Raw genomic sequence first — 13,131 nt, 5'->3', positions numbered from 1 at the left:
CCTACAGCTTTATCTAGAAAAGTATAACACATTCGTCAAGGCTCACCTATCGTACGAATTGCGCAACTATAGCGCGTTTTGAAGCGTTTTATAGGCAGGAGGAATTATTATGAAAAAATGGATTTTATTATTGACAATTTTCGCAGGTGGTAGCATACTTCCGGCATACGACTCTGCTCCTGCTGAGCCTTTCCGAAGGATCGTGCAACGGATGACAAGGCTACTGCGTGGTTGGGCTCGATCAAGGCGCTTTTCTGATCGAAATACGGAATTCAAAAATTCATGAACAATAAGGCCAACGAGGATTATGGCTTTTCGTATACATCTTTTAATAAACAATTGAAGCAACTAGCGAAGGAAAATAAACAAAATCCGGGACAAATTGAATAAGAGCCCGCCGAATAAATGATCGGTGGGCTCTTCCTTATGCAAAGTATGCGATTAAATGTAGAACATATAACTATCCTTCGCTTCTTCTTCCTTGAAAGCGATTAAGTTTTCCAGCGTGGTGGAGTCGAGCACCTCAGCGATGCTGTCACGGATGCGCAGCCACAGATGGCGCTTCGCCGGATCGTCTTCTTCTGTGAAATCTACCGGAGAGATTGGGCCCTCCAGAATGCGGATAATATCTCCGGATGTAATTTGCGCCGGGTCCTTGGACAGAATGTACCCTCCATATGCGCCTCTAATACTCTTTACCAATCCTGCGTTGCGCAGCGGAGCGACCAATTGCTCCAAGTAATGTTCGGATAGTGAGTTACGCTCGGCAATGCTCTTCAGCGAGATTGGACCTTCGCCGAACCTTGCTGCAAGCTCCATCATAATGGTAAGACCGTAACGTCCTTTAGTCGATATCTTCAAGGTAGCACCTCTCTTTAATCACTGTATTCCTATTATCTTTATATGGTAACATATTGGACACCCCTCGTGTCAAAAAAGCCCCCACTTCTTCATGAAAACTTTTTTAGCATATGATACAATGATGAAAGTTTCAAGAGACAAGGTGGTGGCATAGATGAGCAAATCAAACGCCGAAACGAGAGTTGTCGTCGGTATGTCCGGCGGCGTCGATTCCTCCGTCACCGCGCTCCTGCTCAAGCAGCAGGGCTATGACGTAATCGGCATATTCATGAAAAACTGGGATGATACCGATGAATTCGGGCATTGCACCGCGGAAGAGGACTCCGAGGATGTCCGCCGCGTCTGCGATCAGATCGGCATTCCTTATTATACGGTCAACTTTGAACGACAGTATCATGATAAAGTATTTACCTATTTCCTCGATGAATATAAGCGGGGCCGCACGCCGAATCCCGATGTCATGTGCAACAGAGAAATTAAATTCGGCGATTTCCTGAACAAAGCGCTTGAGTTGAACGCCGACTATCTGGCGACCGGGCATTATGCCAGAGTCGAGCGGACCGAGGACGGCGTAACGAAGCTGCTGCGCGGCATAGACGCCGGCAAGGACCAAACCTACTTCCTGAGCGCGCTTAATCAGGACCAGCTCGCGAAAGCGATGTTCCCGATCGGCCATCTGCCGAAGCCGGAGGTTCGCCGCATCGCGGAAGAAGCCGGACTGCATACGGCGAAGAAGAAGGACAGCACAGGCGTCTGCTTTATCGGCGAGCGCAACTTCAGGGAATTCCTGAGCGGCTATCTGCCGGCCAAACCAGGCGATATGATTGATATTCGCACGGGCGAGAAGAAAGGCCGTCATGACGGCCTCATGTATTATACACTGGGTCAGCGCCAGGGACTTGGCATCGGCGGCTCCGGAACCGGCTCCGGCGAGCCTTGGTTCGTAGCCGACAAGAACCTGCAGGACAATGTCCTTTATGTCGTGCAAGGAGAAACGCATCCAAGCCTGTATTCCGATAGCCTGATCGCAACAGGCCTCAACTGGATCGCTCCTCTGAACACCAGGGAGCCGTTCGCTTGCAAAGCGAAATTCCGGTACCGTCAGCAGGATCAAGGCGTAACCGTCACGATGCGGGAAGACGGAACGGCGCTTGTTACATTTGATCAGCCTCAGAAGGCCGTTACGCCAGGACAAGCTGTTGTCTTCTATGACGGCGAAGTATGCCTCGGAGGCGGCACGATCGATGTCGTCAACAAGATTCAAGCCGAGACCGTGCAATAAAAACAAACAGGGCTCAATCGGGAGGTTCACACACTCCCGTTGAGCCCTTTCTTTATGGTCCGCTGCATATCTTCGGCCAGAACAATAACCCGTATGCGCAAGATGCGCAGATGCTGCATCTCCTCGACGACAAACTGGAATCTTCCATCCACACTTGCCGAATGCCCCTTCGCCGGGGGAAAAGGAAGCTGCGCGTATAGCCAGCCCCCAATCGTATCGTAATCGCCGCTCTCCAGATTCATGCCGAAAAAGCTGTTCATCTCCTCGATCAGCATCGATCCGCTGACCAGACAAGAGCCGTCCTCCTGCCGTATAATTGCGGCGTGCTCGCGATCGAATTCATCCTGAATATCGCCTACAATCTCCTCCATGATATCCTCCAGCGTCACCAGACCCGAAGTTCCGCCGTACTCGTCAATCAGGATCACCAGCTGCGTTTTGTTTCGTTGCATCAGCTTCAGCAGCACACTAATCGGGATTGAGTCAGGCACCGCTGTGACCGGCCTCATAACTTCCTTGATTGATGCTACTGTTCCAGAGCTTAAGTTAAACAGATCCTTCATATGCACAAAGCCGATAATATCGTCTTTGTCCGTCTCGCAGACGGGATATCTCGTTCGCATATATTGGACGGCGATCGTTTTGTTCGCCTGCAGCGAAAGCCCCGCATGCAAGCAGATCATGTCGGTGCGGGGAATCATAATTTCTCGCGCGGTCGTCTCCGTGAAGTCAAATATGTTATCCACCAGGGTCAGCTCGGTCTGATCAATATAACCGCTGCGGTGGCTTTCCTTCAGCAGATTACGCAGATCCTCTTCCGTGTGGGCTGGCTCCTTCTCGGTTGGGAGTGCGATGCCTCCTATTTTCAGCATAACAGAGGTTGAATGATCGGCCAGCCAGACTAGCGGCCATATGGTGAGGTAGAGGAGATGGAGGGGCCTCGCAGCCCGAATCGCGGCAAGCTCCGCTCTGCGGTGCGCGGCTGCTCTGGGCACCAGCGCGCCTATCGTGACATGCAACAGTACAAGGGGAACAAACACAATCGCTATGGAGCTCCATACCGCAGCGGACGGGCTGATCGTCGCGGCATCCGACATCCAGGGCGCTACCCGCCCGGCTGCCAGGTTCGCTCCCAGCCATCCGAGGCCAATCGAAGACATAGTAATGCCGAGCTGGCAAGCCGTCGCATACCCGCTTCGCTCCAGTATCCGTCTCGCCCGCTCCGCATGAGCGTCCTTCCCAGACGTCAAGCGCTCCATCCGATTCATTCTTGCTCTGGACATCGCATGCTGCGACGCAGCCAAAAAACCGTTCAAGCCAACCAGAAGCATCACAAGCGTCAGCGACAAGCCAAGCGGCAAAGGCTCTCCCAACCCATCCCCGTCAACCGCGGCGCATGGCCCGGCGACGGGTGCACCTCCCTTTTTTGCACATACGTGTATCAGCCTAATCTGCGCGTAGTAGTCATATGTATTCAGGATGGCTTAGTCGATATGCAATGGAATGCGACTTCCTGCTCCTCTGAACTCCCCGCATCGGTTTGAATTACAAATACAAGCGTTTCCTCCGTGTCCTTTAGATAGAGCTTAAACCCTCTGATCGTTGCGCCCGGCTCATAGTCTGCGCTCTGGGAGCTTAAATAAGCGTGCATATTTTCCGTCAGAACAAAGCTGCCGACGCCCTGATCGAATTGTATCTCGGTTACAAGACTAGGCTCTATGTTTTGTTGGGTCTTGTATTTCAGCGTTCCGTCCTTCTTTAATAGGACGTCCCTTATTTCATAACTCCCCGATAAGTCGCGATTTGCCTCAATGGTCATTTTGTCTCCGAGCTTAACGTAAGGAATCTTTGAATAGCTGTTCATCCAGTTCTGAAACAGGCGTTCATCGGATGAGACAAGCCCTTCCTCACCGGCCCCCTTCTCAGTGACTCCCTCAAAAGCTATGGTACCGGACTTGATCACAATATTGGCGGGGTCTGAAGCATTCGAATACGACGATAACGCCAGCACCGCCAGTCCGAAGAACAGCATAACAGCCAGTCTTTTTTTCATAAAGTGCATCCCCCCTTGTCCCTAAAGTTTCCTTATGAGTATTAAACGCGCTGTACCCGGATAAAGTTGTATTTTTTTCTAGCCCGCATTCATCAAACGTTCAAAAGTCTGCAACGAATTGATCACGACCTTGAAGCTTTCCGTATGGTAAAGATGGTATAATGCAAGGAGCGATTGCCATGCTGAAGCGCTGCCACTCGCAAACAAAGAAACGGAGGATTGATCCCTTATGAAACGAGCATTACTCATCGTTATGGCCCTCATCTGGCTCCTGCCCTCCGCGGCACTGGCGCACTCCACGCTGCAAACCGCATTGCCTGCAGTTGACGCCACGGTAGATGTATCTCCAGAGCGTATTGAGATGAAGTTTGACACCAAAATCGAGAAGTTAAGCACATTCAAGCTGTTCAACGAAGCCGGGGAGCAAGTGGAGACCGGCAAAGCCGAAGTAAGCGGCGACACGATGACCGGAGCCGTACCTGCCGCGCTGGATAATGGCAAGTACACGGTGAAATGGACGATTATCGGAGCGGACAGCCATGCGGTAGAGGGCGAATATGCTTTTACGGTAGATGCGCCTGTTCTAGCGACGCCGTCGCCTACCCCATCCGAAGAGCCATCGAACGAGCCAAGCGAGCAGCCGAGCGAACAACCTAGTGAACAGCCGTCCGCTACGCCAACAGCAACGCCGTCGGATAACGATTCCGGCGACGACATCGGCGATGTGCTGGCATCACCGCCTGTGCTGGTCATGATCGGCATCATCCTTGTAGCTGTCGTCATTTTCGTTGTGCTGATGAGGAAAAAATCGTCATGATCTACGTAAGCGAAGGACTTCTTTATATTAGCTTTGCTATTCTGATGGGAACGCTTGTGCTTCGGCTTGTGCCGGAGCGCAAGCGTCCTTCCGTTCATGTCCCGAACGGGCTGTTAATGGCATGTGCGATTGCCATTCCGATCTTGTCCTTCGCGCCGATTCATCAGCTTGCCAGCCAGTATGCCTCCCAATTCGAATTAACGTACGGCGAGATGCTGAAGAGCATTCTGATGGACGTTAAATCGGGCAAGGCGTGGATCTGGACGACTGTTGGTTCTCTTGGCCTGGCTCTCTTGCTGGGCATGAAAGCATTCCGGAACGATAAGCATATGCCCAAGGTGGCGCTGTTCGTTACCGGATTGCTTGTTATATGGCTAGGTTACGCAAGCCATGCTTCGTCGCTTAGTTCCTTCAAAGGTTTGTTTGTACATACGATGCATTTTCTGGCTTTCAGCGTCTGGATCGGCATATTGTTCGTCGTGAGCTGGTTCTCCAAGGATAAGGACAATTGGTCCGCATTCCTGAAGTGGTTTTCGCCGGTCGCGATTATATGCGTGGTCGTCACGCTGCTGGCCGGACTGACGCTAATGACCTTTACTACGCCGCAATACGTCAATTCATGGATGATCCCGTATGGCCAGGCGCTGCTGATCAAGCATTTGCTCATTCTGCCGCTCCTGTTATTCGCCTATACGAACGGCTTTCTGTACAAGTCGGTGGCCGCGAAGGACAGCAGCTTCCAGCCGGTCAAATGGCTCCGGGCGGAAAGCGTGGTTGCGATGCTGGTGCTTGGCGCTACAGCCTTCATGGGCCAGCAGGCGCCGCCGCATAACCTCAAGGATACGCTGCAATCGGTATCGCCGTCACCGCTGTTCACCTGGCTGTACAAGGGGGCGTTCAGCCCGGATGTTCAGCTTGCGTTCACACTCCATATGGAGAGCGTGCTCATGTTCGCCGCAGCGCTACTAATGGCGGTGGGCGTCGTCTGGACGTACCGGATGAATCGCCCAAGCGTAGCCTTCCTTCTGGGGCTGCTTATGGCGGTGTTTGCTTACTTCGGACTCATGTTTTCTATTGCGCAGTAACCAATAAGGAGCATCTTCCCCTTGGCGGGAATGATGCTCCTTTATGTTTAAATCGATTAGACGATGTCGCGGACGTACTCCGCTCTATTCTGCTTTCACCCCGGGGTATTGTCGTCATGGCTAAGCCGAAATCTCTTCTCGAATATTATCCATCTCAATAGAGAGCCTATGCCTCCAACAAGCAGACTAACAGCCAGTACGATTAAAACTTCCTTTATCCCGAACTCATTGCCGTTAAGCAACGACACAAATCCATGAATCAACGTCATAAATAAGAAGAAATACAAGACCCACTTCAACATATAGCGAAACTTTCCTCTTTGCCTAATCAGAGCCCATTTCTTATATTCTTCATGGTCCAATACGTTCATCGCGGCCTCCTCATCATTTGGTATGATTGATCCCAGAATTGAAATCCGAACATTTATTCGTGTATACTTTTAGGATATTTCATTCAGGAGGCAATTATGAACTCAATTTCTCTCATTCTTTTGCATTTCAATGAAGTTCGGCGTCGAAGCATTAAAGTGTGGACATCTATTCCTGAGAATATGCTCGGCTGGATGCCGGACGACAGCGCCCTGACATGCATCGAGATGGTCAGGCATGTACTTGAAAGCGAGCATTATTATCATTTGGCGCTGCAGCATAGAGGCAGTCTGCCGCATTTCGATTCCCCATTTGAGCATCGTTCTTACACAACCGTTCAAGATGAGCTTGAGTTTGCGGAGCCCTATCGCAATCAGTTTCTAGAAACGATTGCCGCTTTCACCGAATCCGATCTGGACGAAATCCAAATCGACCGATCCGATGCGGGGTATATCAGAGGCTTGGGCGATATGCTTCTGCGCATTGCTTATCACGAGTCTGTTCATACGGGGCAATTACTGGATTATCTAAGAACGGCAGACATTCCTCGTGTACGAATATGGGACTAGCAAGATATTAGCAAATAACAATCAGCAGCGTCACTTCAAGCGACGCTGCTGATTTTGCTTGATCTTATCTTCCATTCCCTGTTCTGTCGCTTTGTAGAATGTGACTTTCGCAAGCGGATCGGGCAAATATTGCTGCTTTACGTAGTGGTTCGGGAAGTCATGCGGATACTTGTAGCCCTCGTGTCCGAGCTGCGCCGCGCCTTTGTAATGCGTATCGCGAAGATGGAGCGGCACTTCCAGATTGCCGTTGCGCTCGATCGCATTCATCACATTCCCAATCGCCACCGCAGTCGCATTGGACTTCGGACTTTCAACTGCGAACAAAATTGCCTGGGAAATGTTATATTTGGCCTCGGGCCAGCCGATCTTGTGATAGGCGTCCATCGCAGTCACCGCCTGGACCATCGCTTGCGGATTCGCGAGCCCTATATCTTCGCTGCAAGCTACGATTAATCTGCGCAGGAACGTCATCGGGTCCATGCCGAGCTTCTCCACAGCGTACAGAAACCAGAACAATGCGGCATCGCTGGAGCCTCTGATGCTCTTATGGAAGGCCGACAAAACATCGTATTGCGTGGACATGTCCGCCCGGATGGAAGGCTTGCGCACCGACTCCTGCGCAACCTCCAGCGTGATACGGACGGAGCCATCCGGCTCGGAAGGCGTCGTCACCGCCGCCAGCTCGAGCGCATTGAGGGACCGCCGGATGTCGCCGCCGGACATATCGGCGATATGCTGCAGCGCTTCTTCCTCCGCAATCAGCTTCATAAAGCCAAGACCGCGATCCGCATCCGCAATCGCCCGGCGCATCGCTTCCATGGAATGCTTCTCCTCCAGCGCTTCAAGCTGGAACAGCGTCGACCGGGAGAGAAGAGCCCCGTTCACATGATGAAATGGATTCTCCGTCGTCGCACCAATAAAGATAATAATGCCCTGCTCAACCGCAGGCAGGAGCGCATCCTGACGCGACGTGTTGAAGCGATGCACCTCATCAAGGAACAAAATGGTTTTGCGGCCGTACAGCGTCTTGTTCGACCTTGCCCGGTCAATGACCTCCCTGACATCCTTGACGGAAGCATCTACCGCATTCAGCTTGACGAAATCGCCTTCCGTCCGCAGTGATATGATGTTCGCAAGCGTCGTCTTGCCGCAGCCCGGCGGTCCGTACAGAAGGATAGACGACACCTGGTCGCCCTCAATCGCCCGGCGCAGTAGCTTGCCTTGGCCTATGATATGTTCTTGTCCGATATATTCATCCAGCGTCTGCGGTCTCATCCGATCAGCGAGCAATCTCGCCCGGGGCCGTTCCGCTTCTTCATAGCTAAATAAGTCCATGCCGACACTCAATCCTTTATGATGGTATACCTAGATGATAGCATACAGGCACAGACGTTCGCCAGATCGACAGGCTGTCTACCTAAACTTCTCCCCAATACAGCTCCGTGACATATTCCATCCTGACAACGCCGTCTGCCTCATTGCTCTGGTAGATGTCCTTCAGTTCCTTCATCATGGCCTCATAACGCGGGTGGTCCGGCGTCGGGCTGTACGAGGAGGACAACAGCCTGCCCTTCAGCGCATCTTCGTCCAGCAATTGCTCTATCGAGAACGTATTCAGTGTCGGGCCTCCGTCTGCGAAATATGAACGCAACGTATCCAGTGTGATGTTCTTATGACCGACCTTCTCGTAATCCGTACCGTATTCAAACAGCATCTTCTCGAATTGCTCCAGGAATGGCGTCCCGAAGGTTTTTCTCGAATTCCAGATCAGAACGACCTTGCCGCCCGGCTTCAGGATACGCTTGAATTCCGCCCTCGCAAGCTCCCTGTCGAACCAGTGATACGATTGTGCGCAGACAATGAAATCTACAGAATGCGCCGGCAGTCCCGTCTCCTCCGCCGAGGCTGCAACAGCTTGGTAGCGCTCAGAGCCGCCAAGCGCCTGCACAGCGGCCCCGCGCATCGCTGCATTTGGCTCTACGCCGATAACATGGCTGCCTCTCTCCAGCAGCAGCTTGGAGAAGATGCCCGTACCCGCCCCCAGATCCGCGATGACGCTGTCCGTGCCAAACCCCAGCTTTTCGTATAAGAAATCAATCGCTGCTCCCGGATAGGTCGGGCGATACAACACATAATTGTCTACCCGATTCGTAAATCGTTCCTTATTGTCCATATTTGTTGTCCTCCTTCTTGATTGGATTAAGCCATACTCTCGATACGCTCCAGAAACTCCAGCCGGTTACCGAACGGGTCCGATGCAAAGAAACGGCGATACCCTTCCTCCAGCCTGAGCTCGTCATCGATGACAGGAACGCCGGAGCGGCTCAGCCTTTCCTTCAAATGCTGAAGGCCCCGTACGGCAAAGGCAGGATGGGCTTTCAGCGCCGGTACGAACGCGGGTTGGACGCCAATATGAACCTCATGGCTCCCACAGCGGAACCACACGCCGCCTCTATGCCGCAAGGTCTTCGGCTTCGCAAGCTCACTCCAGCCCAACATGTTCCCATAAAACAACCTCGCCTGCTCCTCGCAGCCCTCTGGAGCAGCCAGCTGCACATGATCAATTCCTTCAAAAACGTAGGACATCCGTTTCCTCCTTCCGATTTAGGATTGGAATTTCCATGTCTGCTAACACTAAGTTCCACCTTATGAAACTCTGTTTCATTTTTATAAACCTATTATATACCAAATCTAGCTGTCCCGCAATCTGCATAGCTACCGCTGCCGAACGAACTGGCGCTAGCGGGCAACTTTCCATGCATAAAAAACAGCGCTGCAACGGGCTTAACCCGTCGCAGCGCTGCTGCTAAACCTTTATTTATCGGTAGGACGCTTAAGTCCCTTTCCAAGCTTCTCGATCGATGCAGACACCCGTTTTGCCCTGGTCTCCTCCCGTTTCGCCTCCAGAATCCAATTCAAATAATCTCTTCTCATGGAATCCGTCAACATGTCGAAAAAAGTCCGGGCTTCCGGTGACGCTGTGAACGCGGCTTTCAGGTCATCCGGTAGATCAGGCACGACCGCAGATGACTTCACCGCCAGAGCTCCAAGCTCGCTCCCCTTCTTGCGGGAACGACTCGATTTGGCAGCGCCCTCCAGCCTGTAACGCATAGCGGACCACGTCTCGTCCATCGAGATCATCGCAACGCCTTCGGTGCCGAACGTCTTCATTAGCGCCCAGCCTGTATCGCGATTGATATCTGTCTTGATGCGAGATGTCCCCTTCGGATAACAAATCCATAGCAAGGCGTCCGTCTCCGCTGCGCGGATAGCGACAGGCGCCCGCTTCTCCAGCTCTGCGAGCGAAGTGACAAACAGCAGAACAAATTCATATGTTCCTTCGCCAAGCTCATCCTCCGTCGACCGGCTGGCGGAAGCCGGCAAGCCCAATTCGCGGATAATATCATAATCATCGGGCGGATGAAGAATGACTGCCCGCTTATCCGGCTCCAGTCTCAGCTTGCGGGAAAGTTCGGCATTCACGCGCCGGCTTCTCCCGATGCAAGCAAATCCTTTACTACCACGCTGACCATGATCAGTCCGGCAACCGGCGGCACAAAGGCGTTGCTGGACGGCGGCTGCTGCGCTTTGCGGATTTCCGGAGCGTTCTCCGGTACAATGCGCTGCGTTACGTCCTCTCGCGGCTTCATCGGCTCCTCATCGGAGAAGACGACCTTCACGCCCTTTTTGATTCCGTCCTTGCGCAGCTTCGTGCGCACGACACGAGCGATCGGGTCTGTATGCGTCTTGGAGATATCCGCGACTTTAAAGCGCGAAGGGTCCATTTTATTAGCTGCGCCCATGCTGGAGATAACAGGAATGCCGCGCTCCAGACATTGCTTGATCAAGTGAACCTTATAGATGATCGTATCCGATGCGTCGACCACATAGTCCAGCGGATAAGCGAACAGTTGCTCATACGTCTCTTCCGTATAGAACATCCGCAAGGAGATGACATCGCACTCCGGATTGATCAGCTTAATGCGGTCACGCATCAGATCTGCCTTCGGCTCGCCGACTGTCGTCAAAAGCGCATGGATCTGACGGTTAATATTCGTAATGTCGACAACGTCCTTGTCGATCAGGATGATGCGGCCGACGCCGGTTCTAGCCAGCGCCTCTGCCGCAATAGAGCCGACTCCGCCGATGCCGAGCACGGCAACCGTGCTCCCTTTCATCCGCTCCAGCCCTTCCGGACCGATCGCAAGCTCCGTACGCGAGAATTGATGCAGCATGCTCTGTAAGCCTCCTTTGCGTTAAGCCTATTTCTCTTCGCCTTGTGCGGAAGCTGGCGCTCCTGCTGCAGCGGCTGCCGGCTTAGGCTTCAGAACCGTACGGATATGAAGCTGCTCAAGCTGGGACAGCTCGACTTCGGACGGCGCGTCGACAAGCAGATCTGTCGCGCTTGCCGTTTTCGGGAAGGCAATCGTCTCTCTCAGGTTTGTGCGGCCTGCCAGCAGCATGACCAGACGGTCGAAGCCGAAGGCGATGCCGCCGTGCGGAGGCGTGCCATATTCGAATGCATCAAGCAGGTAACCGAACTTGTCTTGCGCCACTTCCGGCGACAGACTGAGCGCGTTGAACATTTTCTCCTGAACCTCACGCTTGTAGATACGCATCGAACCGCCCCCTACTTCGTAGCCGTTCAGGACGAGGTCATACGCTTGCGCGCGGATTTTGCCAGGGTCAGTATCGAAGTAGTGCAGATCTTCTTCGTTTGGACGCGTGAACGGATGATGCTCCGCTACATAACGCTTCGCTTCCTCATCCCATCCAAGCAGCGGGAAGTCCACAACCCAAGCGAATTTGAACTTCGAATCGTCGATAAGTCCCAAATCGCGGCCCAGCTTCAGTCGCAGGTTGCCCAGCACATCCGCTACCACTTTCGGCTTGTCCGCGGAGAAGGTCAGCAGGTCGCCTTCCTCAACGCCCAGACGCTCAGTCAACGCTTCGATTTCCTCCGGCTTCAGGAATTTCACGATTGGACCTCTCCACTCGCCATCCTTCACTGTGATCCATGCAAGGCCTTTGCCGCCGTAGCGTGCTGCGAACGGCTGCAGGTCGTCAAGCTCCTTGCGGCTCCAGCTTGCGCAGCCTTTTGCGTTCAGCGCTTTAACCACGCCGCCGCCAGCTGCTACGCTTGCAAATACTTTCACGTCGCTCGATGCGACAATATCAGTAATATCTTCGATCTCCAGTCCAAAACGCAGATCCGGCTTGTCGGAGCCATATTTGTTCATGGCATCTGCATACGTGATGCGTTGGAACGGAAGCTCCAGCTCCACGCCTAATGTCTCGCGAAGCAATCTCGCAGACAGCTCTTCCATCATACCAAGCAATTGATCCTGCGAGAGGAACGAAGTCTCAACGTCGACTTGCGTAAATTCCGGCTGGCGGTCTGCACGAAGATCCTCGTCGCGGAAGCAGCGAGCGATTTGATAATAACGCTCTACGCCGCCGACCATCAGCAATTGCTTGAAAATTTGCGGCGATTGCGGCAGTGCGAAAAATTCGCCTTCATGAACACGGCTAGGCACCAGGTAATCGCGAGCGCCTTCCGGCGAGCTCTTCGTCAGAATCGGCGTTTCTACTTCAATGAAGCCTTGCCCATCCAGGTAGTCGCGGAAAATCTTCGCCGCTTTCGCGCGAAGCAGAAGCGTCTTCTGCATCTCTGGACGACGCAGGTCCAGATAACGGTATTTGAGGCGAAGCGACTCGTCGACTTCCACTTCGTCTTCGATCGGGAATGGAGGCGTCTTCGCCGCGTTCAGCACTTCGATTTCCGTTACACGGATTTCGATCTCGCCTGTTGCCAGGTTCGCGTTGAATGTCTCAGGGTCGCGCTCGACTACTTTGCCTTTGACAGCAAGCACGAACTCGTTGCGCGCACGATCAGCGACAGCCAGCGCCTCGCCGGAGAAATCCGGGTTGAATACAGTCTGTACGATTCCTGTACGGTCACGAAGATCGATGAACAATACTCCGCCCAAGTCACGACGGCGCTGTACCCAGCCGTTCAGTGTTACAATTTGTCCTACATCTGCTTTCGTCAATGTTCCGCAGTTATGCGTCTTCAACATCATCGTCATAATCAT

Annotated in this window: 15 protein-coding genes; 5 read left to right on the top strand and 10 right to left on the bottom strand. The window is 52.9% G+C overall.

The window, feature by feature from the left end:
- The first annotated feature begins 109 nt into the window (after window positions 1–109).
- Entirely contained in the window at window positions 110–286 is a 177-nt protein-coding gene (locus AC0YNW_RS01045) for a hypothetical protein (RefSeq protein ID WP_475830414.1), read from the top strand.
- A 155-nt stretch (window positions 287–441) separates the two neighbouring features.
- Here the strand turns inward: AC0YNW_RS01045 and cymR are convergent, their stop codons facing one another.
- Window positions 442–861: a cysteine metabolism transcriptional regulator CymR gene (gene cymR, locus AC0YNW_RS01040; protein WP_387472631.1), complete on the bottom strand. Its 420-nt coding sequence runs from the start codon at window positions 859–861 to the stop codon at window positions 442–444.
- Window positions 862–1,015: 154 nt separating this feature from the next.
- Here cymR and mnmA point away from each other — a divergent pair, with 154 nt between their 5' ends.
- On the top strand, window positions 1,016–2,143 hold the full coding sequence (gene mnmA / locus AC0YNW_RS01035; RefSeq protein WP_387472633.1) for a tRNA 2-thiouridine(34) synthase MnmA: 1,128 nt from the start codon (window positions 1,016–1,018) through the stop codon (window positions 2,141–2,143).
- Window positions 2,144–2,169: 26 nt separating this feature from the next.
- On the opposite strand, the gene AC0YNW_RS01030 is transcribed toward mnmA, so the two are convergent.
- Together AC0YNW_RS01030 and AC0YNW_RS01025 are read right to left on the bottom strand one after the other, a co-directional pair.
- Window positions 2,170–3,516, bottom strand: coding sequence for a hemolysin family protein (locus AC0YNW_RS01030; protein ID WP_475830413.1), 1,347 nt, complete (start codon window positions 3,514–3,516; stop codon window positions 2,170–2,172).
- 101 nt (window positions 3,517–3,617) lie between these two features.
- Complete coding sequence (locus AC0YNW_RS01025; protein WP_475830412.1) at window positions 3,618–4,196, bottom strand: hypothetical protein; 579 nt, start codon at window positions 4,194–4,196, stop codon at window positions 3,618–3,620.
- A gap of 229 nt (window positions 4,197–4,425) precedes the next feature.
- On the opposite strand from AC0YNW_RS01025, the gene AC0YNW_RS01020 reads away from it, so the two are divergent.
- On the top strand, window positions 4,426–5,013 hold the full coding sequence (locus AC0YNW_RS01020) for a copper resistance protein CopC (RefSeq protein ID WP_475830411.1): 588 nt from the start codon (window positions 4,426–4,428) through the stop codon (window positions 5,011–5,013).
- Window positions 5,010–6,098, top strand: coding sequence for a copper resistance D family protein (locus AC0YNW_RS01015; protein ID WP_475830410.1), 1,089 nt, complete (start codon window positions 5,010–5,012; stop codon window positions 6,096–6,098). Before AC0YNW_RS01020 ends, AC0YNW_RS01015 begins: the two co-directional genes overlap by 4 nt.
- Window positions 6,099–6,193: 95 nt before the next feature.
- Here the strand turns inward: AC0YNW_RS01015 and AC0YNW_RS01010 are convergent, their stop codons facing one another.
- A complete protein-coding gene (locus AC0YNW_RS01010; protein WP_475830409.1) occupies window positions 6,194–6,469 on the bottom strand; it encodes a hypothetical protein in 276 nt (91 codons plus the stop codon).
- A 96-nt stretch (window positions 6,470–6,565) separates the two neighbouring features.
- Between AC0YNW_RS01010 and AC0YNW_RS01005 the strand changes: the two genes are divergently transcribed.
- Window positions 6,566–7,036 (top strand): DinB family protein, encoded by a 471-nt coding sequence (locus AC0YNW_RS01005; RefSeq protein ID WP_475830408.1) that lies wholly within the window; start codon window positions 6,566–6,568, stop codon window positions 7,034–7,036.
- A 30-nt stretch (window positions 7,037–7,066) separates the two neighbouring features.
- On the opposite strand, the gene AC0YNW_RS01000 is transcribed toward AC0YNW_RS01005, so the two are convergent.
- From AC0YNW_RS01000 to aspS, 6 genes are all read right to left on the bottom strand, one after another.
- Window positions 7,067–8,371: a replication-associated recombination protein A gene (locus AC0YNW_RS01000; RefSeq protein WP_475830407.1), complete on the bottom strand. Its 1,305-nt coding sequence runs from the start codon at window positions 8,369–8,371 to the stop codon at window positions 7,067–7,069.
- Window positions 8,372–8,453: 82 nt separating this feature from the next.
- Window positions 8,454–9,209: a class I SAM-dependent methyltransferase gene (locus tag AC0YNW_RS00995; RefSeq protein WP_475830406.1), complete on the bottom strand. Its 756-nt coding sequence runs from the start codon at window positions 9,207–9,209 to the stop codon at window positions 8,454–8,456.
- 26 nt (window positions 9,210–9,235) lie between these two features.
- Window positions 9,236–9,622, bottom strand: coding sequence for a VOC family protein (locus tag AC0YNW_RS00990; protein WP_475830405.1), 387 nt, complete (start codon window positions 9,620–9,622; stop codon window positions 9,236–9,238).
- Between the two features lie 228 nt (window positions 9,623–9,850).
- Window positions 9,851–10,519 carry a YdeI/OmpD-associated family protein gene (locus AC0YNW_RS00985; protein ID WP_475830404.1) on the bottom strand — a complete coding sequence of 223 codons (669 nt, stop codon included), beginning with the start codon at window positions 10,517–10,519 and terminating at the stop codon, window positions 9,851–9,853.
- Window positions 10,516–11,271, bottom strand: a complete 756-nt coding sequence (locus AC0YNW_RS00980) for a tRNA threonylcarbamoyladenosine dehydratase (protein ID WP_475830403.1) — start codon at window positions 11,269–11,271, stop codon at window positions 10,516–10,518. Before AC0YNW_RS00980 ends, AC0YNW_RS00985 begins: the two co-directional genes overlap by 4 nt.
- Before the next feature lie 27 nt (window positions 11,272–11,298).
- A complete protein-coding gene (gene aspS / locus AC0YNW_RS00975; RefSeq protein ID WP_387472878.1) occupies window positions 11,299–13,119 on the bottom strand; it encodes an aspartate--tRNA ligase in 1,821 nt (606 codons plus the stop codon).
- Between the last annotated feature and the right edge of the window lie 12 nt (window positions 13,120–13,131).

The sequence above is a fragment of the Paenibacillus sp. J31R120 genome, assembly GCF_056269225.1.
Note: the sequence above shows the minus strand (reverse complement) of the source record. Positions and strands in the feature narration are given on the sequence as shown.